Origin of the sequence: Mesorhizobium sp. M1006 (assembly GCF_040318825.1) — a bacterium.
Classification (GTDB): Bacteria; Pseudomonadota; Alphaproteobacteria; order Rhizobiales; family Rhizobiaceae; genus Mesorhizobium.
In genome coordinates, this window is the sequence record NZ_JAMYMZ010000003.1 from 66,778 (window position 1) to 93,669 (window position 26,892).

A 26,892-nucleotide genomic window follows, 5' to 3' on the forward strand; every position below is an offset into this window, starting at 1 on the left:
CCTGAGACGGATTAATTCAAGCTTGAAGTTTCAGGATTGAAACAATCCGCCCCAGAAACCCAGCTTGCCGGCAGTCGGCTTGCGCAGGCCAGGGACGCCCCGGGCTATTTTTCCGGGTTCTTCGGGCTCCACAGCACCGTCTCCGCATCTTTTTCATAAGCCATGCCATTGGGATAGCTGATCGCTTCCAACTGCAAGCCCCAGGGCGCCTGGAAGTAGAGGATGGTCTGGCCGGCGGCCGGGCCTTCGGTAACCGGCAGCGGCCCCATCCGCGTCTTGACGCCCTTGCCGTCAAGATAGGCTTTTGCGGCGGCGATGTCGTCGACATAGAAGGCGATATGGAAGCCGCCTATGTCGCTGTTGCGAGGCGTCAGGTCCTTCTGGTCCGGCGCGGTGTATTTGAACAGCTCGATGTTCGACCCGTGTCCGCAGCGGACCAGGATGATCTCCTCAATCACCGCCTTGGGATCGACGCCCAGCAGATCTTGCATGAATGTGCCCTTGTCGTCGGCGAACGGGCCGAACGACATCGCCTTCTTGCAGCCAACCACCTCGGTGAAGAAATCGACCGCCTGCTCCATGTCGGGGACGGTGACGCCGGTGTGGTCGTGGCCACGCATGCCGGGAATGGAACTGGCGTAAGCCGTGCCGATGCCTCCCAGCACGGTGGCGGTGAGCACTGCGTAGCGGATTGCATTCTTCATGTCAGTCATCCTCCATCGCGGGACATTTTGCCGGGTGCACGCCTGAGGCCCGCTCTTTAGCGTGCGAATAGGAATGTGTTCATGCCAGCGCCTTTGCGGCGGGAAGCAGCCAGGCGTCATCGATCTCAGGCAGCGGAATGGCGGCGAGGAGGTCGCGCGTGTAAGCCTGCTGCGGCTGCTCGAACAAAGTATCCGTCGCACTGGCTTCGACGATCGCGCCTTCGCGCATGACGATCACTTGCCGGCAGAGCCGCCGGATCACCGACAGGTCATGGCTGATGAAGGCAACGGTCAGGCCCATTTCGGCGGCGAGTTTTTCCAGCAGCGTCAGGATCTGTGCCTGCGTCGACACGTCGAGGCCTGAGACGATTTCGTCGGCCAGCACGAATTTCGGCGACAGCGCCAGCGCGCGGGCAATGCCGACGCGCTGGCGCTGGCCGCCCGACAATTCATGACGATAGCGGCTGGCGAAGCCTTGCGGCAGGCCGACGCGCTGCAACGCCTCCGCGACACGATCCCTGAGATTGTCGCCAAGCCCGTTCTGCTTGAGCGGTGCTGCGATGATGCTGAAGATGGTGCGGCGCGGGTTGAGCGACGACATCGGATCCTGGAAGATCATCTGCAGATTGCGGCGCAGCGGCCGGAGCTCGGCCTCAGGCAGGTGTGTGATGTCGCGGCCGTCGAAGATGACCTTGCCGGCGCTCGGCTCCAGAAGCCGCACTAAGGCGCGGCCAAGCGTCGATTTGCCGGAGCCGGATTCGCCGACGATGCCGGTCACCGATCCCTTTGGCAGGTCGAAATCCAGCCCTTTCAGGATCTCGGCCAAGGGCGCGCGGCCGATCAGCGGCTTGCGCGTCATGTCGGGCAGCGCGACCTTCAGCCCACGCACGGAAAACAGCGGCTCAGCCATGCGGGCGCCTCCAGGCCTGATCGGCGGCGGCGATCTCCGCGGCTAGCCCGGCCAGTACCGCCTCGTCCACGGGTTTCAGCGAAGCGAAGGGATCGGTGTAGCGCGGAGTCGCGGCCATCAGCGCTCGCGTGTAGGGGTGCTGCGGGGCAGCGAAGAGAGCGGCCGTTTCGGCCTCCTCCACCACCTTGCCGGCATAGAGCACCGAGACCTTCTGGCTGATCTTGGCGACGACGCCGAGATCATGGGTAACGAACAGGATCGCCGTGCCGTGCTCGCGCTGCAGCTGCGCGATCAGCCGCAGGATCTGCTTCTGCACCGTCACGTCGAGCGCCGTGGTCGGCTCGTCGGCGACGATCAGCCTTGGTTCGGCCGCAAACGCCGCGGCGATCAGCACGCGCTGGCGCATGCCGCCGGACAGCTCGTGCGGATAGCATTTGAGGACACGCTCGGGGTCGCGGATCTGCACCTCGTCCAGCAATCGGCGGATGCGTGCATCGGCCTTCTCGCCGCTCCAGCCGAGGATGCGCACCAGCCGGTCGGTCATCTGCGGGCCGATGCGGCGTGACGGGTTGAGCGCGGTAAGCGGATCCTGCGGGATCAGCGCCGTGCGCGCGCCGATCAGCGTGCGCCTTGCCTTTGGCTGAAGCTTGCCGAGGTCCTCGCCCTCGAACAGCATATCGCCTTCGACGATGCGCACGCTCGAAGGCAGGACGCCAAGCACCGCCTTGCCGATCATCGTCTTGCCGGCGCCGCTCTCGCCGACCAGCGCGCGCACCTCGCCGGGCTCGACGGCGAGCGACACCGAGCGCAGCACGCGCAAGCCATTAGGCAGCACCGCGCTAAGGCTGCGTATGTCGAGGCAGGGTTTCGCCTGCGCGTTCATCGCAGCACCGGATCGAAACGTGCCCTGAGGCCCTCGCCAAACTGGCTGAACGACAGCACCGTCAGGATCAGGGTGACCAGCGGGAACACCAGCACCCACCAGGCCTGATGGATCGACAGGCGACCCTCGGCGATGATGCCGCCCCAGGTCGGGTCGTCGGTCGAGATCGACAGATTGACGAAGGACAGGATCGCCTCGACGATGACGGCAATGCCCATCTCCAGCGACAGCAGCGCGACGATCGACGGCACCACATTGGGCAGCACTTCGCGCAGCATGATGCCGATGCGGCCGTAGCCTGCGATGCGGGCGTTCTCGACATAGTCCATGCGCGACTGGCCCATCGTCTCGGCGCGGATCACCCGGCAGAAGCGCGTCCAGTCGATGACGGCAATGGCAATGATAACCGAGCTCAAGCCGGTGCCGAGCACGGCGACCAGAAGGATGGCAAACAGCACCGGCGGAAACGCCATCCAGACATCGACGATACGTGAGATGATGCGGTCGGCCCAGCCGCCGAAATAGCCGGCGATCAGGCCGAGCGTCGAGCCGACCAGGCAGGCGGCAAAGGCTGCCGCGAAGGCGACGATGAAGGCGATACGGGCACCGAAGATCAGCCGTGACAGAAGATCGCGGCCGAGGCTGTCGGTGCCGAGCCAGTAGCCGGGCTCGGCGCCATCAATCCAGAAAGGCGGCAGCCGCTCCAGCATCAAATCCTGCGCCAGCGGGTCCTGCGGTGCGACCAACGGCGCAAAAATCGCGGCCAGCAGCGCAATCAGCAGCCAGCCGCCGGCCAGCCACAGGCGTGCCCGCGAGCCATGTCTCGAAATGCGGGCCTCATCCATGGCGCAGCCTCGGATTGAGCAGGGCGTACATCATGTCGACGGCAAGGTTGATCAGCACGAACAGCAGCGCGAAGACCAGCACGATGCCCTGGATCAGCGGCAGGTCGCGGTTGATGACGGCATCGATCGCCATGTTGCCGAGACCTTCATAGGAAAACAGTCGTTCGACGATGACCGTGCCGCCGATCAGGAAGGTGAACTGCACGCCGACCAGCGTCAGCGTCGGCAGGGCCGCGTTCTTCAGCGCCTCGCGCAGGATGACCTGCGTTTCCGAAAAGCCCTTTACCCGCGCCAGTACGACGTAGTCGAGGTCGAGCACTTCCTTCAGCGACTGTTTCAGCAGCTGCGAGATGATCGCGGCCAGTGGCAGCGCCAGCGCAATCGCCGGCATCAGCATGTGTGCCAGCAGGTCCCTGGTCAGGTCGAAGCGCAGCCGTACAATGCTTTCGAACAGATAGAATTGCGTGGCGAAGGGCAGGTCGAGCTGCGGCGACACCCGGCCAGAAATGTCGAAGATAGGCACCAGCACGCCGAACAGAAGGATCAGCACCAGGCCCCACAGGAAATCGGGAATCGAGAGTGCCGCACCGCTGGCAATGTCGATGCCGGCTTCGACCGCGGTGCCGCGTTCGCGCGCGCCGAGGATCGCCGTCGTGCCACCGATCGCCAGCGCCATCACAAGCGCGACGATGGCGAGTTCCAGCGTCGCCGGGAGGCGATTGAAGACCAGCCCAAGCACGTCCTGCCGCAGTGAGATCGACGTGCCGAAATCGCCCCTGACGACACCGGCCAGCCAGATGAAGAATTGCTGGACGATGGTCTTGTCCAGCCCGTAAAGCGCGCGCAGCCGAGCGATGTCGGCATCGGTCGCGCCGGGCGGCAGCATCATCGCGATCGGGTCGCCCGGCGCGACACGGATGACGATGAAGACGACGATCGCCACGCCGAACAGCGTGATCGCCATGGTCAGAAGACGGATCAGGAATCTTTGCAGCAGCATGGTCGCCTGTATGCCTGGCGGAAAAGGCGCGCCGTGGTTGCAGACGGCGCGCGTTAGTCCTGGGCTGATCTCAGGCCGGGCTCATCAGCGCCGGCAACAGCGCGCCGGACACATGCTGCACCACATTGACGCCCTTGGCATGCACGATCGGCTGCGCATACTGGATCAGCGGCAGCACATAGGCCTGTTCGGCGATATATTTGTCGACGGCCTTCCAGCCGGCAATGCGCTTGGCCTCGTCCTTCTCGCCCCATAGCGGGTTGATCATGTCGATCAGGTCCTGGCTGTCCCACACCGAATGCGGGCTCGGGCCATACATGGCAAAGCCGGTCGACGTGGTGGGATCGCCGATGGCATTGCCCCAATTGTAGAAGGCCGCCGGCGCCAGCTTGTCGGCGGCGCGCAGCTCGTAGTGCTTGGCGATCTCGTAGACCTCGATCGTCGCCTCGATGCCGACCTTGCGCCACATGCCGACGATCGCCTGGATCATCTCGTAATCCTTGGGCTTGAAGCCCTTCGTCGTCTGTATCGTGAACTTGACCGGCTTTTCCGGCGAATAGCCGGAGGCGGCCAGCAGTTCCTTGGCCTTGTCCGGATTGTGCTCCACCTTGATCGACGCATCGTAGGCCGCGTATTCCGGCGTCTCCAGCGTATCGATGGGCTGGCCGTAACCGCGCAGCAGCCGGTCGACCAAAAGCTTTTTGTCGACCGCCATCACCGCCGCCTGGCGCACGTTCTTGTCCAGCATCACGTCGATGTCGTTGAAGAAGATCATGCCGATGTCGGAAACGTTCTTGCATGAGCCGGCAAGTCCATCCTTGGCGATCAGGCGGTCATATTCCTCATAGGGGACCTCGAGGGTCACCTGCGAGGAACCGGACTCGATCTCGGCGACGCGGCTCGCCGCATCGGTAACGAACTTGATGGTTACGTTCTCGAAGGCCGGCTTGCTGCCCCAGTAGTTCGGGTTGGCCTTGAGCCGCAGGAAGGCGTTGCGCTCGAATTTGTCGACCATGTAGGGCCCGGTGCCGATCGGGGCTTTCTCAAAACCCTCGGCGCCGACCTTTTCGTAATAGGCCTTCGGCATGATGTAGCCGGTCAGGAACGACATCCACTTGAAATACACCGGGTCGAATTGCACGACGTCGCCGGTGATCTTGTCGCCGTCGATCTTGAAGTTGTTGACGTTCTTCCAGACGAACTGGATCGGGTTGCCGGTTTTTTCATCGCCCGCCCGCTGCAGCGACCAGACCACGTCTTCGGCCGTGAATGGCGAGCCGTCATGCCAGGTGACGCCCTCGCGCACCGTCATCATGATCTTGCTGCGACCCTCGTTCCAGCCCCATTCGGTGAGCAGGCCGGGCGCGAAAGAAAGATCCGGCTTCTGCGGGATGAACTGGTCGAACACGGACTGGTACAGACCCTGGATGGTCGGGTTGACCGCTGAAGGCCCGGTGGTCGGGTCCCAGGACGGCAAATTGACATTGTAGGCGATGGTCAGTTCGCCGGCAGCCCTGGCGATTTGCGGCAGGCCGAGCGCCGTGGCGCCAAGTGCGGCCGCGCCATATCCGAGCAATTCTCGTCTGTTGATTGTCATGGTCGTTCCCCTGTTGCTTTTATGCGCGGTGTCGTTGTCAATCGGTGGGTTCAGGCTCCTTGGGCAACCGCGCCTTGTCCTCCTTCACCCTAGATGAAAAATGGAGCCTACCTCCCGCCAAGTTGTTGCGCGAGCATGAAGCCCGACGCCGCCCCGGTGCCGGCGCCGGGCCATGTTGCCGCCCCGGTCAGGTGCAGATTGCCGACCGGCGTGTTCCAGCCAGCGTAACCGCGCGCCGGCCGGAACAGGAAATTCTGCGCCAGATGATGGCTGCCGCAGATCTGGTCGCCGCCGACAAGGTTCGGGTTCTCGCGTTCGAGGTCGATGGGCGAGAACACGGCGCGGCCGAGGATCTTCCGACGAAGGCCGGGCGCATAGCGCTCGATAATGTCGAGGACGCGCTCGGCGTAGTGCTCCCTAGCCTCGTCCCAGTGAGCCGCCGCGATCGTGCCCGCCGCATCGCCTGCAATCTCGGCTGGCAGCATGCGCACCTGCACCCAAAGTACGTGCTTGCCGTCCGGCGCGCGCGAGGGATCGACGGCCGTCGGCTGGCCGACGACCAGCACCGGTTCGTCCGGCAGCACCCCTGACATCGCCTGCTGATAGGTCCAGGACATGGCATCGAGCGACGGCGACAGATGCACATAGGCGAACTGCCGAAGCTCGGCACCGGCGCGCCAGTCCGGCAGGTCGTCGAGCGCCAGATGGATCATCAACGTCCCCGGCGCGTGGCGGAATTTTTTCACGGCCGTGTCGAAGCCGGTGTCGCCGGATCCGTTAGGCAACAGTTTCCCGGTCAGCGCCTTGGGCGCGACACCGGCGATGACGGCCTTGGTGGCGGTGTGGGTCTCGCCGGAAGTGAGCCGCACGCCGGTCGCTTTGCCGGCCGAAACCGTGATCTCGGCGACATCAGCCCCAGTGACGATCTTGCCGCCGGCGGCCGTGAGCATGCCCGACAAAGCGCGGATAATCGTGTCGGCGCCGCCTCTGCCGAGCACCATGCCGAAGCACTGGTTGGCCATGGATTCGAGGTAAGGGAACACCGCGCCGCCGGCGATGTCAGGCGCGAAATCGAGATGCATGCCCCAGGTGGCCAGCGTCGCCCTGACATGCGGTGACTCGAAAGTATCCTCGAGCCAGGCGCGGGGTGACGAAAGCAGCAACCGACCTGTATCGAGCGCGCCGGCAAAACCCTTCTTGCGCCAGAGGTTCCAGGCGGTGCCGGCGAGCGCACGGCCGCTCATCGGCGAGCCCAGCAGCCGGAACAGATGCTCGGCCTCCGCCGGGAATGCCGCAACCAGACGGCGCCATGTCTGTGCGTCGGCGTCGGAAAAAGCGGCCATGCGCGAGGCGGTCACTTCCAGGTCGCTGCTGACGCCGAACCAGCGACCGTCGGGGAAGGCGCTGGCAAAACAGTCGGCCACCGGCACGAATTCCAGCCCGTGGGTTTTCAATTCATTTGCATATTTCTTGTGAAAGGCCGAGCCGGCGAACAGGCTGAGATTCATCGCGCCGAAATCGTGCCGGAAGCCCGGAAGCGTCAATTCGCGCGTCTGAACGGCGCCGCCGATCGTTGCATTACGCTCGAAAACTGCCGTTTTCCAGCCTTTGAGCGCCAGATGCGCGGCGCATGCCAGACTGTTGTGGCCTGCCCCGACAAATATGGCGTCAAACTCGCTCACGCCCCGTCCCATTTCCTTTATGCTTAAAGATAATTGCAGATGCATATGTTTTCGTCTAGTAGGATATTAAGGGCCGCGAGAGCCTTCAGCACCATCGAGAAAGAGGGAACAGAGACCATGGACACACAACAACTTTTAGGCGAAGTCGCCGGCCAGCTGCTTTCAGGCGCCATCCAGGTGGTCGACCTGACGGCGCCGCTCGGGCCCGACACGCCGCTGATCAAGCTGCCGCCGGAACTGGCGGTCGACACGCCGAAGATCGAGATCCACGCCATCTCCGCCTATGACAAGAACGGCCCGTGGTGGGCGTGGAACTGGCTCAAGCTCGGGGAGCATTCGGGCACGCATTTCGACGCGCCCAACCACTGGATCACCGGCAAGGATTATTCGGACGGCGCCACCGACACCATTCCGGCGCAGAACTTCGTCGGACCCGTCAACGTCATCGACTGTTCCAAGCAAGCGGCAGCCAATCACGATTTCCTGCTCACCATCGATCACATCAAGGCATGGGAAGCCGAACATGGCGCTATCAACCCCGGCGAGTGGGTGGTGATGCGCACCGACTGGTATAAGCGCAACGGCTCGGAAGCCGAGTTCCTCAACGCCAATGAGACCGGACCGCACACGCCTGGCCCGACCGCCGAAGCCATCCAGTATCTGATTAGCAAGGACATCAAGGGCTGGGGCAGCGAGACGATCGGCACGGATGCTGGAAAAGCAGGGGGAATGGAGCCGCCGTTCCCGGCGCATAGCCTGATGCACAAGGCTAACCGCTACGGTCTCGCCAGCCTTTGCAACCTCGACCGGCTGCCGCCGAAAGGCGCGATCCTGATCGCGGCGCCGCTCAAGATCGAGCACGGCACCGGCAGCCCGATCCGCGCGTTGGCGTTGGTGCCAAGGCAATAGGGTAGCTGCGGTCTTCGGGAGAAGATCATGTGCGGAAGTGGCACGGTGGTGACGGAGTGGGAGCGGCAGCCTTGCAAAGCTGCGGCTCTACGGCGCCGTAGAGCGCCAATCTCTGCTAGGAGCACGCATCGATGAGCGCTCCCGATCACATCGTCGTCGGCAGCGGCATCAACGCGCTGGTCTGCTCGGCGATGCTTGGCGGCAAGGGGGCGAAGGTGCTGGTGCTCGAGCGCAACGACCGCATCGGCGGCTGCATGCGCACCGAAGAAATCACCGCGCCCGGCTTCATCCACGACGTGATGGCGACGACCTTTGTCCTGTTCATCACCTCGCCGGCCTATGCGGCGCTGGGCAAGGATCTGGCGCGGCACGGCCTGGAGTTTTGCAACAGCTCCACGCCGACCGGTGTGCTGCGCCCGGACGGCAGCCATGCCGTCCTGCGCACCGATCGTATCGCCAATGTAGCGGCGATCAATGCGCTTGCCGCGGGCGACGGCGACCGGCACGCAAACGATGTCGGCGAGATCGAGCGCAACGCCGGTCTGCTGTTCGGACTGCTCGGTGGCAGCCTATGGTCCTACCCGACGGCCAGGCTGCTGGCGGGTGAAGCCTGGCGGCGCGGCCCGCGTGGCCTTGCCGCCTTTCTCGGCAGCGCGCTGGTGCCGGCGCGCGGTTGGCTGGAAAGCACCTACCAGTCGGAAACGATGCGCGCGCTGTGGGCGCCCTGGGTGCTGCATGCCGGCCTCGGGCCTGAGGACGCGTTCTCCGGCCAGATCGCCAAGGTCATCGCCTTCGCGCTTGAGGCGGCCGGCGCGCCGATCGTCAAGGGCGGTGCCAGGAATCTGCTGGCCGCCTTCGAGGCCCTGATCAAGGAACGTGGCGGCGAAATCCGCACCGGCGCCGACGTCGCGGCTATTGTCCAAAGCGGAGGCCGCGCCGCCGGCGTGCGGCTGGCTTCGGGCGAAACGATCAACGTGAACAAGAGCGTCATCTGCTCGGTCACGCCGACCCAGCTCTACGAGCGGCTGCTCGGCGACGCGGCGCCGAAAGCAGACGTCGAGGCAGCGCAAAAATACCGCTACGGCAAGGGCAATTTCCAGATCCACTATGCCTTGGACAAGCCGCCGGCATGGCGCGGCGAGGGCCTGGACAAGGTCGCGCTGCTGCATCTGACGCCGGGGCTCGACGGCGTCTCGAAGGCCTGCAACGAAGCCGTGCGCGGCATGCTGCCGGAGGTGCCGACCATGTGCGTCGGCCAGCCGCACGCGCTCGACCCGTCGCGCTGCCCGGACGGCAAGGCGGTCCTGTGGCTGCAACTGCCCGAGGCTCCACGGCATATCAAGGGCGATGCCGCCGGCAAACTGCAAACACCGGCAGACGGTCGCTGGACCGAGGCGCTGCGCGAAGCCTATGCCGACCGTGCCGAAGCGATCCTCGCCAGCCATATCGATGGGTTCAAGGACAGCGTCATCGCACGCCGCGCCTGTTCGCCGGCCGACCTGGAAGCGATGAACATCAATCTGGTCGGCGGCGACCCCTATGGCGGTTCCTCGGCTATCGACCAGTCGTTTCTGTGGCGGCCGTTCAAGACGAGCCGCAATCACGCCACCGGGGTCAGGGGTCTCTACCACATCGGTGCCTCGACCCATCCGGGTGCTGGCTTGGGCGGCGGCTCCGGCTTTCTCCTGGCGGGGAGGCTGTGATGGAACAGAAGGTTGAAAAGCGCCAGCGCATCTCGACTTTGGGCCAGATCGGCCTGCAGCAATTCGCGCCCTATCTGATGAACCGCATCATGGGCCGCTACAACGCCACCTTGCGTGACAATTTCCGCAAGCAGGGCCTGACCATTCCCCAGGTGCGCACGCTGGCCGTGTTGTCGGTCACCGATGGCGTCACCGTCAACGATCTCTCGGTCTATACCGTCATCGAGCAGTCGACCTTGAGCCGGACGCTCGACACGCTGGAGGGGCAAGGGTTTGTGCGGCGCGAGCAGGGGGTCACCGACAGCCGTATCCGCCATGTGTTCCTGACCGACGATGGCCGCGCCGAGTTCGCGCGCGCCTGGCCGGCCATGCACGACGCTTTCGAGGCAATGTTCGACGATGTGGACGATGCCGAATACGCGGCGCTGATCGCGACATTGCAGAAGATGCTGAAGAACATTCGCAAGCACGACATCTGATCTTACGCGCCGCCATCGGGGCGGTAACGGAAGGAGCCCAAAATGGCCGAACGGTCTTTTGCCAAGGAAGTCGAAAAGCTCAGGCTCGGCGCCGGCGAGGAGTTTTCCGGCGAAGGCATTCTCGCCATCACCAAGGCGCTGCTGCAATGCGGCGTAGGCTATGTCGGCGGCTATCAGGGCGCGCCGATCAGCCATTTGATGGACGTGCTGGCCGACGCGCAGGATATCCTGGGCGAGCTCGGCGTGCATTTCGAGGCGAGCGCCTCGGAAGCGACCGCCACCGCCATGCTTGCCGCATCGGTGCATTATCCTATCCGCGGCGCGGCCACCTTCAAGTCGACGGTCGGCACCAATGTCGCCTCCGACGCGCTCGCCAATCTCGCTTCCGGCGGCGTCACCGGCGGTGCATTGATCATCGTCGGCGAGGATTACGGCGAAGGCTCCTCGATCATGCAGGAGCGCAGCCACGCCTTTGCCATGAAGAGCCAGGTCTGGCTGCTCGACCCGCGACCGAACCTGCCGTCGATCGTCAAGGCGGTGGAGGATGGCTTCGAGCTGTCCGAGGTTTCCAACACGCCGGTCATGCTGCAGGTCCGTATTCGCTGCTGCCATGTCCACGGCCATTTCATCGCCAAGGACAACAAGCGCCCGGCAATGACTGTGGCCGATGCGCTCGAGGCGCCGCGCCGCGACACCGGCCGCATCGTGCTGCCGCCCGCATCCTTCCTGCACGAGAAGGAAAAGGTGCAGAAACGCTGGCCGGCGGCGGTGGATTTCATCCGCACCAACAAGATCAACGAGTTCTTCGGCCCGGAGCACGGCTCGGTCGGCATCGTCATGCAGGGCGGCATGTACAATTCGGTCATCCGGGCGCTGCAGCGGCTCGGCCTCGCCGACACCTATGGTGACACCGACGTACCGCTCTATGTGCTCAACGCCGTCTATCCCTTAGTCGACGACGAGTTCCTGTCTTTCTGCGAAGGCAAGGACGCCGTCCTCGTCGTCGAGGAAGGCCAGCCCAACTACATCGAGCAGGCCTTTGCCGCGATGCTGCACAAGGCCGGCCGCGGCACCAGGCTCGTCGGCAAGGAACATCTGCCGATGGCCGGCGAATATACCGGCCAGGTGATGCTCGACGGCATCGGATCGTTCCTGCGTGCCACCATCCCGCATCTGCTGCCAAGCGAGGTCCGCGCGCCGAACAAGATCGGCGACGGGCTCGACACCGCCGACCTGATCAACGTCGTCCCGGGCCGGCCGCCCGGCTTCTGCGTCGGCTGCCCGGAGCGGCCGATCTTCGCCGCCACCAAGCTGGTCGAGCAGGAGCTGGGCAAGCACCACATCGCCTCCGACATTGGCTGCCATCTGTTCTCGATCATGCCGCCTTTCGAGCTCGGTGCCACTACCATGGGCTACGGGCTGGGGCCGGCCTCGGCTTCGGCGTTCAATTCGCCCGATGCCAAGCGCCGCTCGATCTCCTTCGTCGGCGACGGCGGCTTCTGGCACAACGGCCTGACCTCCTCGGTCGGCAATGCCGTGTTCAACAAGAATGACGGCGTCATCGTCATCGTCGACAATTTCTATTCGGCCGCGACCGGAGGGCAGGACATCCTGTCGTCCCGCGCCGGCAACAAGACCAAGTCGACCAAGCACCCGATCACCGAGGCGGTGAAGGGCATGGGCGTCAAATGGCTGCGCCACATCGACCGCACCTACGACGTAACCAGAATGCAAGACACGCTGCGCGAGGCGCTGACGACGGACGAGAAGGGCCCGAAAGTCATTGTCGCGTCGTCCGAATGCATGCTCAACCGGCAGCGCCGCGAAAAGCCGCTGGTCGACAAGGCGATCAAGGGCGGGACGCGCATAGTCAAGCCGAAATTCGGTGTCGACGAAGACATCTGCACCGGCGACCATGCCTGCATGCGGCTGTCCGGCTGTCCGTCGCTTTCGGTGAAGTCGCTCGACGATCCGTTGCGCGACGATCCGGTGGCGCATATCGACCAAAGCTGCGTCGGTTGCGGCAATTGCGGCGAGGTCGCCGATGCGGCGGTGCTCTGCCCGTCCTTCTACCGCGCCGATGTTGTCCACAATCCGAGCCGCTGGGACCGTTTCCTTGAAGCCGCGCGTCGCGCCATGATCGGTCTCTTGCAGCGGCGCCGTGAAAACCGGCGCCTGACATTCGCCGATGCTTGACGCCGTGCCCTCATCGCGCTCGAAAGCCGGCGCCCCCGAAGACGAGCGCGTCATCAAGCTTGCCGTGCTGGCGGTCGGCGGCCAGGGCGGCGGCGTGCTGGCCGACTGGATCACCGACGTCGCCGAGCGCAATTTCTATGTCGCGCAATCAACCTCCGTTGCCGGCGTTGCCCAGCGCACCGGCGCCACCATCTATTATGTCGAAATGTGCCGCGACACCGGCCGCCTGCCGGTCTTCGCGCTGTCGCCGTCGCAGGGCGACGTCGACATCCTGATTGCCGCCGAACTGATGGAGGCCGGCCGCGCCATCATCCGCGGCTTCGTCACGCCCGAGCGCACCACGCTGATCGCCTCGTCGCACCGCATCGCCGCGGTCTCGGAGAAGATCGAGCCCGGCGACGGCCGCGCCTCGTCCTCCAAGGTGCATGCCACGGCGGAAGCCGCGGCCAAGCGCTTCATTGCCTTCGACATGGAGAAGATCGCCGCCGACAATGGCTCGATGATCTCGGCCAGCCTGCTCGGCGCGCTGGCCGGCTCCGACGCCTTGCCGTTCAGTCGCGAAAGCTATGAGCAGGCGGTCAGTGCCGGCGGCCGTGGTGTCAAGGCCAGCCTCGCCGCCTTCGGCGCCGCCTACGATCGGGCGCGCGGCATCGCGAGTGTGCATTCGGGCGACAAGACTGCACAGCCGGCAGCCGCCGAAACCGGCTTAGCCGCAACGACAAAAGTCAGCGGTCCGGAAAGCCTGTTAAAAGGCTGGCAACAATTGGCGGCGCGCGTCGCCACGCTGCCTGTACCCGTGCGCGACATGGCGCTTCGCGGCCTGAAAAAAGTGGTTGACTATCAGGACGTTGCTTATGGCGGCGAGTATCTCGATAGGCTCGACAAGGCCGTCGCTCTGGACGATGTCGAACACGCCTACGCGCTGTCGATCGCCGCCGCCAAGCATCTGGCCAACGCCATGTGCTACGACGACATGATCCGCGTCGCCGACCTGAAGACGCGCTCTAGCCGCGACCGACGCGTACGCCGCGAGGTCGGCGTCAGGGACGGCTCGGTCCTGCAGGTGACCGAATATTTCCATCCGCGCATCGAGGAATTCTGCGGCACGCTGCCGGCCGGGCTCGGCAGCTACATCGAAAGCCGGCCGAAGCTCGCCGCCTTCCTCGACCGCCGCATCAACCGCGGCCGCCACATCCGCACCGACAGTTTCGCCGGCTTTGCCGCATTGTGGTTCATCGGCGGCCTGCGCCGCTGGCGGCGCCGCCTGCTGCGCCACAAGGTCGAGACCGCGCATCTCGAGCGCTGGTATGCGCTGGCGCTGGGCCAAGTCGGCCAGGACTACGCGCTTGGTACGGAGATCCTCAACTGCCGCCGGCTGATCAAGGGTTACAGCGACACCCACGCCCGCGCCCAGTCGAAATTCGACCGGGTGCTGTCGGCGCTCGACCAGCTCAAGGGCCGCCCGGACGCCGCAGACTGGATCCGGCGCCTGCGCGAAGCGGCGCTGAAGGACGAGAAGGGTGACATGCTCGACGGCGCGCTGAAGACTGTGGCGTCGCTGGGCGACAATCCGGTGAGGTGAGCGGCCTTTTTCGAGGCTCGGGGCAGTGGTTGCTTCGCAGAACTACAGTCCGCTTCGCCCGGGCCTGTCAACGCCCGCCCTGGCGGCCTGCCTGTTCTGTGGCCTTCGTGCTTACGGCAGCGGCCAACATATCTGCTCCAGGACAAATGACGCCCGGTTCCGAGCGGCTATTTGCCAAACATTCCCGGCCATGTGAAACGACTGTGTTGCACTCATTGCCTGCTGTTGTACCTTCAATATTCTGGAGGCGCGGGCTTGATGCTGCTTGAGCGAGAGGACCCACTTGGAGCTTTGTTGGCCGCGGCCGAGAGAGCTGCTGCCGGACATGGCGGGACCGTGCTGGTGCACGGCGAGGCGGGCCTGGGCAAGACCTCTCTGCTGCGCGAATTCGCGGAAAACGCCGACCGGGACTGCCGGGTGCTGTGGGGCTGGTGCGAGGCGCTCTTCACGCCGCGCCCATTGGGCCCTCTCCAGGACATGGCGCACTTGCTCGACCCGCGCGTGGCGGCGCTGCTTGAGGAGACCGCTGCGCCGGAGCGGCTTTTCCCGGCATTGCTGAATGCGCTGCAGCGCGCCAAGGGCACGACCGTGCTCATCTTCGAGGACATGCATTGGGCGGACAATGCGACGCTCGACCTCGTAAGATATCTCGGGCGCCGCGTCTCCCTGCTCCGCACCACGCTGGTGCTGAGCATGCGCAGAGAGGATTTGAACGCCGATCACCCGCTGACCCACGTGCTCGGCGATCTTCCCGCCGCCTCGGTACGCCGCGTGACGCTTAGACCGCTGTCTCCCCAGGCGGTGACAATGCTGGCCGAACAGGCCGGCCGCTCCGCCGATGGGCTTTATCGCATTACCGAGGGCAATCCCTTCTTCGTTACCGAGCTCCTGTCCAGCAGCGAGACCGAATCGGCGCGTGTGCCCGATTCCATACGCGACGCGGTGTGGTCGCGCCTGTCGCGCCTGACGCCTGGAGAGCGCGACGTCCTGGAGGTCATGAGCATCATGCCGGGCAGCGTTGAGCCGTGGCTGATCCGGGCCCTTCTCGGGGCCGAGGCCGAAGTGCTCGTCGATCGATGTGTCGTGCGCGGATTGCTGCGGCGGGACGACCAGGGCGCGCTGACATTTCGTCACGAGCTTGCCAGGGAAGCGACGCTCGACCGGCTCTCCCCCTCTGTGCAACGCTCGCTCCATGCGAAGGTCGAAGCGGCACTCTCGGAAGTTCCGGCCTCGCAGGCAAGCGCTCTGCTTTCGCGCCGCGTGCACCACGCCGGCGGCGCCGACAATGGCGAACGCGTGCTCGAACTTGCGCCGCTCGCCGCCAGCCAAGCCGCGCGCCTGGGGGCGCATCGGGAGGCGGCCTCGCATCTGGCGACCGCACTCAGATATGTCGACCAGGCCCCGCCGGAGCTGGCCGCGCAGCTCCATGAGGACTGGGCGTACGAGGCCGGGTTGGCGCTGCTTGTCTATGACGCCATCATCGAGGCCCGGCATCGCGCCATCGCTATCTGGCGGCAGCTGGGCCGGATCGACAAGGTAGGCCTTAATCTACGCTGGCTGTCGCGCCTGCACTGGCGACGCGGCGAAGGCCCGCAAGCGGAGGAATATGCGGACCAGGCCGTGCGTGAGGTGGAAAGCCTGCCGCCCGGTCCCGAGGTGGCAATGGCCCACAGCACGCGCTCGCAGCTCCACATGCTGCACTATCGTTTCGATGAGGCGATCGAATGGGGCGAGCGCGCGATCAGTCTGGCCGATCGGCTGGGCGAGGTCGAGACGCGTGTTCACGCCCTCAACAATGTCGGAACCGCGCTCATGTTTGCCAACCGCCCCGGCGGCGTTGAGCGGCTGGAGGAAAGCCTTGCCCTGGCGCTCGAGCACGGGCTCCACGACCATGCGGCGCGGGCCTATACGAACTTTGCGGAATGCGCGGTGGTGGCCAAGGACTTCGAGCTGGCGGAGCGGCTGCTGGCCGAAGGCATCGCATTCTGCACCAGGCACGACCTCGATTCGGCGGCGCAATACCTGCTCGGCCGGCAGGCGCAGCTTTGCATGGAACAGGGCCGGTTTCGCGAGGCCGCAACCATCGCTCAGGGCGTCATGAATGTGGAACGCCTGCCGATGGTGATGCACTTGCCGGCGCTCACCGTGCTTGGCACGGTCCGCGTAAGGCTGGGCGAGACCGACGGCGTCGACCTTTTGCAGCGCGCGCTTGTGGAGGGCCAGACGACCGGCGAGCCGCAGCGTATCGTCCCGGTTCGCCTGGCGCTGGCGGAGGCGGCCTGGCTTGCCGAGGATGTCGGCGCCAGCCACGCGCAGCTTACCGAGCTGGCGGCTATGAACCTCGACAATTTCCGCCCCCGGGACCTTGGCGAATTGTCGGTCTGGTGGCGTCGATGCGGAATGCCCGGGTCGCTGCCGGCGCAATCGGCGCCGATTCCCTCGCCCTGGTCCGCCGAGCTTCTCGGCGATCCGCAGATCGCCGCGGCGGAGTGGACGCGTTTGTCGCTGCCCTATGAGGCAGCGCTTTCCCTCATGCAGGTTCGTGGGGCGGATGCGGGGGCGGCGCTCGCTCGCGCCGTGGCGATGCTCGACCAGATCGACGCGCCCGCGGCCGCGGCGCTCGCGCGCAAGCTTGCGCAGCGTCAGGGCCTGTCAGGCCTGCTGCCGAAGGTGCAGCGCGGACCCTATGCGGCAGCTCGCCGCCATCCACTCGGCCTGACACGGCACGAGCAGAAGGTGCTCGCCCTGATCGCCCAGGGCATCAGCAACAAGGAGGTCGCGCGACATCTGTCGCGCTCGCCCCGCACGATCGAGCATCACGTCTCCTCGCTGCTCGGCAAGCTCAATGCCGCAAACCGCATGGAAATCCTCCTGCGCCTGCGAGGCGAGCCGTGGCTGTTGACGGGCACCCATCCGCTGGAACCGCACCAGACTGGATCATGATCCCAGCCGATTCTGTCGAGATGGAACAGGCTCTGGGTAGTTCCCACAGCAAAATTTCCGCGAAAACTGGGAAATCGACCGCCTAAAAATGGGTGGCGGTACCGATTTGCACGCCCGCCGCTCCGCGTAGGCTTCTGCTCGCAGCGTGGATGGACCTCCCAACACCACGACGCCTTCACGATCCGGGGGAGAAGGCGGGCAACGGCGGCGGAACGGGGGCCGCCGCCGGCGTCCGTCGCTGGGGCGGATCGTACCAGGAGCAGGGGCGATGTCGGCAAGCGAAAAAGCGGATGCCCAGCGGCGCTGGCCAGGACAACGATTGGCACAAGCGGTCGCGGTGCGGCTTTCAGGACCCGGAGGCTGTTATATTGCCGGCAATGTGCTGGGCCTCGGCATGGCCATGTTCATGCAGATTCGGCTGGCGCTAACCGAGGCGAGCAGCACTTTCGCCGCGCCTCTAATGTTCGGCCACGACCTCGCCGGCGGCTGGAACTCACTGGCGCTGCTGGTGGCGAGCGCCATCTTCTTGCGCAGCGGCGAGGAGTATCATCGCGCCCTCAGCAACGGACATCTCGACCCGTCGGTAATACAGCGCGCAGATTTTCTGTCCGGCACCGGGTCATTGGTGCTCGGGTCAAGTCTGCTGCTCGTCGGCAATCCAATCCTGGTCGTGACATCGGGGTTGCTCCATGCCGTGGGCAAGTTCGGCAGCGCCTTCAGGCTCGGCGCGCATGGCGCGGTGCTCTTCGGCCTCAAAATGCCGGAGCTCTTCCGCCTTTCGGTACTGCTCAGCCGCTTTCCGGCAATTATCGTCACCGCGACCGAAGTCGCCCGCGTCATTGCTGACGCTCGCACCGATCAGATCCAGGCTATCGCAATCCCTGCGACGCTTCTCGTCTGTTACCTGCTTTGGGCACGCGGGGATATTCTTCTATTTGGAAAGTAAATCTGAAAACATCTAAGCATTTTCGCGTCGCATGGTGAGAAACAGGGAGTGGGAGCGCGACGGTGATTCTTCTCTAATCTGTAACCGGCGCAGCAAACGGGAGACTGGCATGTCAAGTTCGCTTATTCTGTCGACGGCGATGCTGCAATTCCTGGCGGCATATACGGTGATCATGATCACGCCAGGCCCTATTGGCCTCGCGACCGGCAGCCTTGCCTCCTTGCACGGCTTTGGCAGGACGATCCCGCTGGTGGCCGGGATCGGCGCCGGTACCGCCGTGCTGGCGGTCCTGGTGGCGTTTGGCGCCGTTCATCTTTCCGGGTCGCTGTCGGTGCCGGCGGTCAAGATCGCCGGTGCGGCCGTCCTTGGCTGGATGGCCCTGCGCATCGCCAGAACGGCGCCGCCGGCCATCGGCGAAGCGCCTCGGCAGGCCGGATTGTTTGCCGGAGGGTTTCTCATCAGCATTCTCTCGCCTGAAACCGCCACTTTCTTCGCCGTCGCCTTCATGGGGCTGATGCTGCCGATCCGGACCTCGAACGAGATGCTGATGGTCGCGGCCATCGTCGCCATCATCGACATAGGCTGGTACGGATTCCTGGCCGTCGCGCTTTCGCGTCCGCTCGTGCGCGCTGCCGCGGTGCGGCATCATCGCGTCATCTGTCGGGCGGCGGGGATCGTGCTGGCAATGCTCGCCCTCGTCTCGGCGGCGGCAGCTTTTCCACTCGGCTGAACGCCGGTTGAAGCAGGCGCGCGGGATAGGCCGTTTGGTGCCGCTTAGGTGACTCGAACACCTGACCCCATCATTACGAATTAGCTCCATACACGAATAGCGTGTTTTAAAAATAAGCCTAATTGTCCACCAACGTGTTGATTTCAATAGCTTTTACGGCAAAAAGCACATAACATCTCCTGGTTGTAAAACAACCTATGGTGGCGCAAATAAGGTGGTTTTCCTTATTTGTGTTTGTTCAATCGGGAGATGTTCCATGTCGCGTATCAAGCTTACAGAACGAGTTATCGATCGGCTGGCAGCGCCAGATCCCAGCGGCAAACAAGTGTTGCATTGGGATGCCGATCTGAAAGGGTTTGGCGTCCTTTGTTCGGGCGTCACCAACTCAAAAACATACATCGTCCAGCGCACGCTGCCCGACGGACGGACGCGCCGCGTCACCGTCGCGGCAGCGAATGAAATGGATCTCGCAAAGGCGCGGGAGGATGCTGCTGAGATGTTGGTCGAGTTACGCAAGGGCAAGGACCCGAAGCTGCGTTCTGCCACCCTCCAGTCAACGCTTGATGGCTATCTCAAAAAGAAGGGCGAGAAGCTCAGCGAAGCGTCGGTGCAGAACTATAGGACGATGGTCGAGCGGCATCTCAGTGCCTGGCTGTCGAAGCCGCTGACTTTCATCACTCGCAAGGCTGTCGAGGACCGCCACGCTGCAATTGCCAAGGAGATAGCCGAAGCAGGGGGCGGGAAGGGCGAGAGCAGCGCCAACGCCGCGATGCGAACTCTTCGCCTCCTCTGGAACTTTGCCGCGAAGAACGATCCCTCGCTCGCTGCCAATCCAGTTAATCTGCGCGGGGATTGGTATGAGGAAAAGCGCAGAGATCGGATCGTTGAGGCAACCGATATGGCAGGCTTTTACAATGCCGTCGTCGCCCTGCCCAATCCCGTGGCTCGCGACTACATTCTGTTCGTTCTGTTCACCGGGCTACGGCGACGTGAGGCGGCCATGCTCAAATGGGAGCATGTCGCCTTCGACCAAAAGCTGATCCGGATTCCAGCGAACAACACCAAGGCAAAGCGGAAGCTTGATCTGCCTATGACGGACTTCGTTCGCAATCTGCTTGTCGCCCGCCGAAGCGTTGGAAAAGAGCCAAGCGGCTACGTCTTCCCGTCGCACGGCAAGAAGACCGGCTACATTGCCGAGCCGAAGTTTCCTCTGGATGCTGTCGGCAAGGCCTGCGGTGTCAGCGTGTGCGTGCACGATCTGCGCCGCACGTTTATCACCGTGGCAGAGGAAACGGAAATTAGCCCGATGGCGTTGAAGGCGTTGGTCAACCATTCCCTCGGAAAGGACGTGACAGAGGGCTATGTGCAGATGAGGGTTGAACGTCTTCGTGCTCCGGCTCAGAAGGTTACGGACAGCCTGAAACAGCTATGCGGCATCGTTCCCATTGATGATGAAAAGGTAGCCGTGTTGGCGTGAGCAAACGTTCCGCTTGTGGGTTTTATTTAGCGCCCCTATTGTAGTGCAGTCCGTAGGCTACCTGCTGAGGTGGCATTGGGCCTTTCGGGGTCGTACCCGTATATACGACCCATCCAAACGACAGGCTCTCGTGTGCAAACGCGCGCGAGGGCTTTTTTGTTGTTCAGCTCCCGCGCGTCCTTGGCCAACAGCAAAAGGATGCCTGTTATGGAATTGAATCTGCATCTCGACAAACGAGCCGACAACCTTGTCTCGGCTGTTGCCGGGGACGATGAGGACCTTCTGAATACGGCTCAGACCGCAAAGCTTCTAGGCGTCAGCACCCAGTGGCTTGAGATCGGACGGACGAAAGGCTACGGCCCCCCGTTCATTCGCATTGGACTGCGCAACATCCGTTATCGGCGTGACTCACTGCGCGAATGGCTGAAAAGCCGGGCAGAGTACCGCTCTACACGCGAATACGCTTAGCCTTTGGTCGAACAAAAAAACGCCGGTCCTCAGGGACCGGCGCTGGAACTGGTATTGGACGAAAAAGAAGGAGCCGAGGTGTCTTGCGGACCGACCTTGGACCAACTCCCCCACAATATAGCCGCGCGATTCTAACCAGTAAATGACGTCGGCTAATGAATTTCCCGAAGCTCCGCTCCGCTCTCAATTTCAGCTACGACTCAGACGGAATTGTGCGCGACAACCGCGACAACTTCATCACGGCTGTTGTGGCCGCGACTATTACAGCACACCCAGTGGGCACAGAGGCTGCAATCCTACTTGCCCACGCGACGGCTTGGGTTCGGGCCCAGGTGGACCTTACGCGACCGCACAAGGGCAGATGGCAGTGGAGCGACGATACCCAACTAAAAAGGTTTCTGACCAAGCAGATTGCCCGTGCCCAGAAGCACGAAACAAAAATCCGAGCCGGCAGGCAAAAGCGTGGCCTCGTTCCGGGGACAGCACCAAACCGGCGCTCCGATCCGATGACGCCTTATGCCGCGACCCAAACGTTGCAACGCGAGTTGATGGGTTTCCTGACAGCTCTGCCTTTTTGGAATCCGGTCGAGCAGATGGATGCCTATCTGGCGGAAGGTCCTTCGCTTGAAGCCACTGTTCCCCGACTTCTCATTGCCGGTTCCGCCGGCTTGGGCAAGAGCACGATGTTGCTGGGATTGCTCGCCGACCTGTTCAAGTCCAGCGTAGCCCGAGGGGATTTGAAACGCCGTGTCTTCTATCTCTGCCCGACCATAGAGCTGTGTGGAGAACTGGCCCTTAAGTACCAGGTAGTGGGCGGGCGGGGCATTGTGATACGGGGCCGCACGCATGGGCTCGCGAAGGACCCAGAGAACACACCCTGCCTCAAGCCCCGCGACGTTGAAATCGCCGCCAGTGCCGGGCTCTACATCCAAAGCTCGCTTTGCAAGCGATACGACGAAGACACCAAGGTCTTTCATACCTGCGAGCATTTTGAAAACGGGTGCAGGTACTACGCACAGGCGGATGAAAGTGCCGACATCGTTTTCATGACACACGACATGGCAATGCTGACACTAGATCAGGACCTGTTCGGCAAGGCCGATCTCTTAGTGATTGACGAATCCATACTCAGCAAGTTGACGAGCACGGGCGGCGGCATCGCATTCGATGACATGTTGCACAGCGAGCACCTGAAGCGCCTCCATGCGGTGCTATCCGAAGACCCGAAAGCCGACCCAATCCAGACGCTCATAGCGATGGGCATCACATGGCAGGATCTTCGCGATGAACAGATTGCGATGGAGGAGAAGGACAAGGCTTCCCGCAGCAATGTCGCCTACCCGGGCATCGACAGCACGAAGCTGGCGAAAAACGCTTCTGCCTTCAAAAAGGAGCGCAGCAGATCGACCACCATTCGCATGCTGCGAAACCTCAAGAACGAGATGAAGGCAGGCCGGACGCATGGCACGCGATCATTCACGTTTGCGCCGGAAGTGGCAGTCGCGGCGACGGACAAGGTTCCAGCCCATACGACGAAGCTGATATTCCTTCAGCACCGGCCAAAGGTGAAACTGCTTCGGCAGGACTTGCCGGTCCTGATGCTCGACGCAACTGGCGATGCGAGTCTGATGGCACACAGCTTCCCCGGCATTGAGCAGGTAACGATAGAGGCTGAGCGCAATGCCTACGTCATCCAGACGACCGGCAACAGCGGAGCGATGGGTAAGATCGGAAACATCTCCACCGATAAGTACCGCGAGGAAGTGGCCCACGTGGCGCGCGATATGGCAAGCAGGCGCGGCAGGCGGGGCCTAGTGGTCGCAACGAAGGAGTCGCTGGAGCTTGGCCTGCAACAAATGCTCCCCGAGGGGGTTGATGTCATCTACTTCGGCAATCTGCGGGGCATCGACAGATACAAGGATCACGACTGGATCCTGATTGCCGCGCGCATGCAGATCAGGGCGCTGGAGGCGGAGCGCTATGCCAAGGCGCTGGCCTATGACAGCTTGCAACCTCTGTCGTGTCCGGGCAGCTACACCGAAACCCTCGTTGGCTACGATCTGTCCAGCTACGAGGATAAGCAGGGCATCCATGCCGTCAGGCACGTGGATCCGTTGGTCGAGGCAATACGGCGGCAGTTCACCGAGGCAGAAAGCGTCCAGGCAATTGATAGGCTCCGGCTGGTGTTTCGGGGATATGATGGCGATTTGGCCGATCAATCGGCGCAATGGCTTAGACCTGGCCCGTGCGCATTCGTTTGCGTTCTGTCCGAGGTACCCTTGCCGGGCATCATCGTTGATGAGTTGGCGCCGTATAAGGATGTCGTCGGACGCACGGGCGAGAGGGGCGGAGGTGGCGGCCCCGGCAGTCGTCTCAAGAAATGGTATGACGAGCTTGGGGGTGTTCTTCCGATCCAGAAACGGAAGTGGTTGGCTCAGCGCTTTGGAGTGACGGTCCGAGCGGTGGACAACACCATCGATGACTTCAAGAAGCGAGGCGACGGAGACTTCCAGAAGCTGCTGGACGCGGTGCCGGTGTACGTGCAGGGCATGACACCGGGCACCATCTATGCGTCATCGCGCCAAAGGGCACTTGAGTTTAGCCGGGACTGGCAGGAGGCAGGACAGCGGTAGTCCCTCCGGCCGTAAAACACTGCAAACCCTATATATGCACTTATAGCTTTTGCAGTGTTTTTGCACTGGAAGGAATATCGCCCCGCGTTTCCCGGAAATATCGGGTGATCACGAATTCCGAGCGGCAGCGCTATTTTCTGCGCCCCAGCTTCGCACCGCATGCATAGCGGCAGCGTCTTCGGACACCAGTCCCGAAAGGCCACCCTTCTAGCCGATTTTCCTTATTGCTAAAACAACTTGCATCATAAGGCGCTGTAAATGTTCAGCTTTACGCTTCACAACAGCTAATATACTGTTAGCTGGCTCACTAGTTTTGAAGCAAAACTACATAACAGTCACATAGCGGGTACACATTGGACGCCTCCTATCCAGTCCGTCGAAAGATTAAGGGCAGAAGCGGGGTCACCAACGGCAAAGAGCTGTTGCCGGGTATCGATGGCCGGTCCAAGTGGGCGCGGCGCCTGCATGATCTAATTGCCAATCACGTCGCTGACCTCGGTGGACCCGGCCATGTCACACAGTCGCAGTACATTTTGGTAAAGAGCGCAGCAAACGCGACGATTGTTCTTGAGCAATGGGAAGTCCAATTCGCTGGCGACGGTACTGTTAGTCTTCCTGCACTGTTGGCGTATCAGTCCGTTGCAAACAGCCTTCGGCGCATCTTCGAGACGCTGGGTCTCAGCCGCGTTGATCCCCCTCAAGACGGCAAGGTAACTTACGACGTCAGCAAGCTCACCCCTGACGAGCAGCAACGCCTCAAGCTCCTGAACCACAAGGTGGGCGAGGTCGGAGTGGGGGGCCTGTCGGAGAACGATGCGGGAGAGATGAAGATGCTCCTGGAGAAGTGCGTGGGCAGGGGCTACGGCGCTTCTGTCACAGAGCCCGGTCCTCGTGACCGTCCATTCCACGAGATCGTCTATCCAAACTATTCGAGGCGATGAAACATGCGTAGCGGCGACATCATAAAATCACGGCGCGGGCACAAGTGGATCATCGGCTATGCGGTCGAGGAAGGCGCCTACGAACGCGCTCTCGGCAAGGGCCGTCACTTTTTCCTGATTCGCGCTATTGACTGGAATGGCACGCCCAACCTGCTGTTCACATTGCGCCCCCAATCCGACATCCGGAAGGGTTGGCAGCGCAACGACTTTGAAGTCGGCTATTCGTCAGCTGCGTACTTGAATGGTTCGGTGTCGCTTGTGAAACAGGACACGCTCCATTTCGCGGTGCCCGCTACGGCAGAAGTTCACCCCTTCATGGAGACGCATGACGGCAAGATGCTGGTCAAAGCGTCGGGCTTCAATGACCTGTTCGTCGCGGTGCAATATGATAGCGACAGCGGCGGCTCAGACCACCTCATTTTGTGGCGTTGGCAATTCGCGCTGCTGATGCAGCGTGACCGCGACGGTAAGCCGCCCATCGATTTTTCGCAAGCGCAGGGCCGCATAGCGCGGCCGGAGGAAATCTGATGACCGTAGCAGTTGGCGATATCATCGTATCGGGGTCAGGGCTGCGGTGGTGCGTCTTGGGCTTCGTTGGCAACGCATCCGGGACACAGGACGCGAAGCTGATCCGCAAAAACAGCGAGGGCGCTTTCACTGGACTCCAGAAGGACGCCGAAATGCTGATCCCGGTGGAGACACCTGTTTTCGAGTCCGGCGATGCAGTGACGATTGACGGTTTCAAGGGCACGTACATGAGCCGCGATGGCGACGTGGCGCGCATCATGCTGGAACCACGCCGACGCCAGTTATCGAGCGGCGGATTTGTTCAGATCGAGGCCGGCGTTGCCCGCGCCAGCTTTGCCCTGCTCGTCGTCCAAAATCGATCACCCCTTTAGGAGAAGAACCATGGCAACCGTTGCCGATCTGGAACAAAAACTGCACGTCTCGCCCTCAATCGATGAGAGGGTCTTCGACCACTTTGCTGCAAGGCAGAGAGGCAACGTCAAGCCCGAACCCGACCTGGAGCATGTCGCCCTATCAGGAGCTATGCGGACCGCAAGGGAGGAGGCCAGCGCGCTGGTCGCTCTCGCTGAGGCTGTGTACGGGGATGCATCGCAGACGCCCGAACAAGCCGTGATCCAGCTCGCTGCCGCCGCGCAGAAGACAGGTGAGCGCGTTGCTGCGCGTCTTGTCGCTGCCAACGCGAAGGTGGATGCCACCATTGCTTCAATTGAAAAGGCCACGTTCGCCCCGGAGGGTGCGTCCCCGCTGGACCCTGAAATTCGCGCCGCGCTGAAGGACATGACCGCCGATCAACGCTCCGAAGCTCTCAGCGAGGCATTGGAAGCTGGCGACATGACGCTGATCGGTTCCGTGCTGCGCGCCCCTGGGCTGCTGACGCGGATGAAGAGCGCTGAGCTTGCCTCGCTCAGGCACCGATACCAGCAGAAGCATTTTCCGGCTGAGATGGCCCGTTTGGAGCGCCTCAAGAAGATGCGCGCTGCGGCAGACGTAGGCGGCGGAGCATTCGTCAAGCTCGTGAAGCAGGTCGGCGACGGCAGATTCGGCAACTTCACCAATGCAGCTATCACCGCCCGCACGAAGCGCGAAAGCGCGCTGGCGGCACATCAACAGGGGGCATGAACATGGCCAGTCCAGACCTAATCCACAGCTACTATGTCCACTCAGCCATCTACCCTGACGGTCCACTGCGCTTGCCGCGACGCATTGCTACGGATCGGTTGGAGGCGATCCCGGAAGCCTACCGTGCCGCATACGACTACATCGAGGAAGATGACCCCGGTCGGGGCTACGAACTGTCCACCGCTATCGCCGATGTCATTCGGGATGGCGAGGCCGAGCTAGCGTCGCTCAAAGCGCAGTTCGAAAAGCTTCAAGTGGAGGGACCAGTAAAGCTCGCCGCCGTGAAGCAGCAGATGCGCGACGACGCGATCAATACGACCGTTCAATTGTCGCTCGCGAAAGCCGGGGCACACGAAGGGCTGGTTGAAGGCGCTATGTCGATACTGAAAAAGAGGAATGAGTTTGAGGCGGAGAAGTCTGATGACGGCACCTACGCCGTGCTCGCCCGGACAAGTCTTGGACTCGCTCCTGTTGATGGCGTCGTCCAGCAGTTCATGCAGAGCGAGGAAGGGGCAGCATATCGCGGCAAGCCCGCTCGCCCCGCCGCTGGCAGTCACTTCAACCGGCTTAGTGAGGGGCTTAAGCTGCGCCATTGAGGAAGCGCGCAGGGCTGGCCG

Annotated in this window: 23 protein-coding genes; 16 read left to right on the forward strand and 7 right to left on the reverse strand. The window is 62.9% G+C overall.

The genetic code is table 11. The features are described from left to right. Nucleotides 1-104 precede the first annotated feature (104 nt). The 7 genes from NKH60_RS03570 to NKH60_RS03600 all read right to left on the reverse strand — a co-directional run bounded on the left by NKH60_RS03570 (nt 105) and on the right by NKH60_RS03600 (nt 7,621). Nucleotides 105-704, reverse strand: a complete 600-nt coding sequence (locus tag NKH60_RS03570; protein WP_352470010.1) for a VOC family protein — start codon at nt 702-704, stop codon at nt 105-107. Nucleotides 705-783: 79 nt separating this feature from the next. Then, complete coding sequence (locus NKH60_RS03575) at nt 784-1,614, reverse strand: ATP-binding cassette domain-containing protein (RefSeq protein ID WP_352613850.1); 831 nt, start codon at nt 1,612-1,614, stop codon at nt 784-786. Next, nucleotides 1,607-2,497 carry an ABC transporter ATP-binding protein gene (locus NKH60_RS03580; RefSeq protein WP_352540475.1) on the reverse strand — a complete coding sequence of 297 codons (891 nt, stop codon included), beginning with the start codon at nt 2,495-2,497 and terminating at the stop codon, nt 1,607-1,609. Before NKH60_RS03580 ends, NKH60_RS03575 begins: the two co-directional genes overlap by 8 nt. Next, nucleotides 2,494-3,342 (reverse strand): ABC transporter permease, encoded by an 849-nt coding sequence (locus tag NKH60_RS03585; RefSeq protein ID WP_352540476.1) that lies wholly within the window; start codon nt 3,340-3,342, stop codon nt 2,494-2,496. The genes NKH60_RS03580 and NKH60_RS03585 overlap by 4 nt, the downstream gene beginning before the upstream one ends. Further along, complete coding sequence (locus tag NKH60_RS03590; protein WP_352470014.1) at nt 3,335-4,342, reverse strand: ABC transporter permease; 1,008 nt, start codon at nt 4,340-4,342, stop codon at nt 3,335-3,337. Before NKH60_RS03590 ends, NKH60_RS03585 begins: the two co-directional genes overlap by 8 nt. Nucleotides 4,343-4,412: 70 nt before the next feature. Then, nucleotides 4,413-5,939 (reverse strand): ABC transporter substrate-binding protein, encoded by a 1,527-nt coding sequence (locus tag NKH60_RS03595; protein ID WP_352540478.1) that lies wholly within the window; start codon nt 5,937-5,939, stop codon nt 4,413-4,415. A 107-nt stretch (nt 5,940-6,046) separates the two neighbouring features. Continuing rightward, nucleotides 6,047-7,621: a phytoene desaturase family protein gene (locus NKH60_RS03600; protein WP_352871240.1), complete on the reverse strand. Its 1,575-nt coding sequence runs from the start codon at nt 7,619-7,621 to the stop codon at nt 6,047-6,049. A 117-nt stretch (nt 7,622-7,738) separates the two neighbouring features. Between NKH60_RS03600 and NKH60_RS03605 the strand changes: the two genes are divergently transcribed. The 16 genes from NKH60_RS03605 (at nt 7,739) to NKH60_RS03680 (ending at nt 26,871) form a co-directional block, all read left to right on the forward strand. Beyond that, nucleotides 7,739-8,530: a cyclase family protein gene (locus NKH60_RS03605; RefSeq protein ID WP_352613852.1), complete on the forward strand. Its 792-nt coding sequence runs from the start codon at nt 7,739-7,741 to the stop codon at nt 8,528-8,530. A gap of 131 nt (nt 8,531-8,661) precedes the next feature. Beyond that, the gene (locus NKH60_RS03610; RefSeq protein WP_352613853.1) at nt 8,662-10,233 is read left to right on the forward strand and encodes a phytoene desaturase family protein; all 1,572 of its coding nucleotides are present in this window, start codon (nt 8,662-8,664) and stop codon (nt 10,231-10,233) included. Next, complete coding sequence (locus tag NKH60_RS03615; RefSeq protein ID WP_352455076.1) at nt 10,233-10,712, forward strand: MarR family winged helix-turn-helix transcriptional regulator; 480 nt, start codon at nt 10,233-10,235, stop codon at nt 10,710-10,712. The genes NKH60_RS03610 and NKH60_RS03615 overlap by 1 nt, the downstream gene beginning before the upstream one ends. 42 nt (nt 10,713-10,754) lie before the next feature. Then, nucleotides 10,755-12,908: a thiamine pyrophosphate-dependent enzyme gene (locus NKH60_RS03620; RefSeq protein ID WP_352613854.1), complete on the forward strand. Its 2,154-nt coding sequence runs from the start codon at nt 10,755-10,757 to the stop codon at nt 12,906-12,908. Next, a complete protein-coding gene (locus NKH60_RS03625) occupies nt 12,901-14,490 on the forward strand; it encodes an indolepyruvate oxidoreductase subunit beta family protein (RefSeq protein WP_352613855.1) in 1,590 nt (529 codons plus the stop codon). Before NKH60_RS03620 ends, NKH60_RS03625 begins: the two co-directional genes overlap by 8 nt. A 258-nt stretch (nt 14,491-14,748) precedes the next feature. Further along, complete coding sequence (locus NKH60_RS03630; RefSeq protein ID WP_352613957.1) at nt 14,749-17,433, forward strand: ATP-binding protein; 2,685 nt, start codon at nt 14,749-14,751, stop codon at nt 17,431-17,433. Nucleotides 17,434-17,701: 268 nt separating this feature from the next. Beyond that, nucleotides 17,702-18,379: a hypothetical protein gene (locus NKH60_RS03635; RefSeq protein ID WP_352501693.1), complete on the forward strand. Its 678-nt coding sequence runs from the start codon at nt 17,702-17,704 to the stop codon at nt 18,377-18,379. 109 nt (nt 18,380-18,488) lie between these two features. Continuing rightward, complete coding sequence (locus tag NKH60_RS03640) at nt 18,489-19,109, forward strand: LysE family translocator (protein ID WP_352470025.1); 621 nt, start codon at nt 18,489-18,491, stop codon at nt 19,107-19,109. 256 nt (nt 19,110-19,365) lie between these two features. Next, entirely contained in the window at nt 19,366-20,586 is a 1,221-nt protein-coding gene (locus NKH60_RS03645) for a tyrosine-type recombinase/integrase (protein ID WP_352871245.1), read from the forward strand. A gap of 207 nt (nt 20,587-20,793) precedes the next feature. Further along, nucleotides 20,794-21,054 (forward strand): helix-turn-helix transcriptional regulator, encoded by a 261-nt coding sequence (locus NKH60_RS03650; protein ID WP_352871247.1) that lies wholly within the window; start codon nt 20,794-20,796, stop codon nt 21,052-21,054. A 155-nt stretch (nt 21,055-21,209) separates the two neighbouring features. After that, nucleotides 21,210-23,687, forward strand: a complete 2,478-nt coding sequence (locus NKH60_RS03655; RefSeq protein ID WP_352871248.1) for a hypothetical protein — start codon at nt 21,210-21,212, stop codon at nt 23,685-23,687. Nucleotides 23,688-24,040: 353 nt separating this feature from the next. Then, nucleotides 24,041-24,628 (forward strand): hypothetical protein, encoded by a 588-nt coding sequence (locus NKH60_RS03660; protein ID WP_352871250.1) that lies wholly within the window; start codon nt 24,041-24,043, stop codon nt 24,626-24,628. A gap of 3 nt (nt 24,629-24,631) precedes the next feature. Further along, nucleotides 24,632-25,156, forward strand: coding sequence for a hypothetical protein (locus tag NKH60_RS03665; protein WP_352871252.1), 525 nt, complete (start codon nt 24,632-24,634; stop codon nt 25,154-25,156). Beyond that, nucleotides 25,156-25,527: a hypothetical protein gene (locus NKH60_RS03670; protein WP_352871254.1), complete on the forward strand. Its 372-nt coding sequence runs from the start codon at nt 25,156-25,158 to the stop codon at nt 25,525-25,527. Before NKH60_RS03665 ends, NKH60_RS03670 begins: the two co-directional genes overlap by 1 nt. A 10-nt stretch (nt 25,528-25,537) precedes the next feature. After that, entirely contained in the window at nt 25,538-26,275 is a 738-nt protein-coding gene (locus tag NKH60_RS03675) for a hypothetical protein (protein ID WP_352871256.1), read from the forward strand. After that, nucleotides 26,272-26,871: a hypothetical protein gene (locus tag NKH60_RS03680; protein ID WP_352871258.1), complete on the forward strand. Its 600-nt coding sequence runs from the start codon at nt 26,272-26,274 to the stop codon at nt 26,869-26,871. The genes NKH60_RS03675 and NKH60_RS03680 overlap by 4 nt, the downstream gene beginning before the upstream one ends. Nucleotides 26,872-26,892 lie beyond the last annotated feature (21 nt).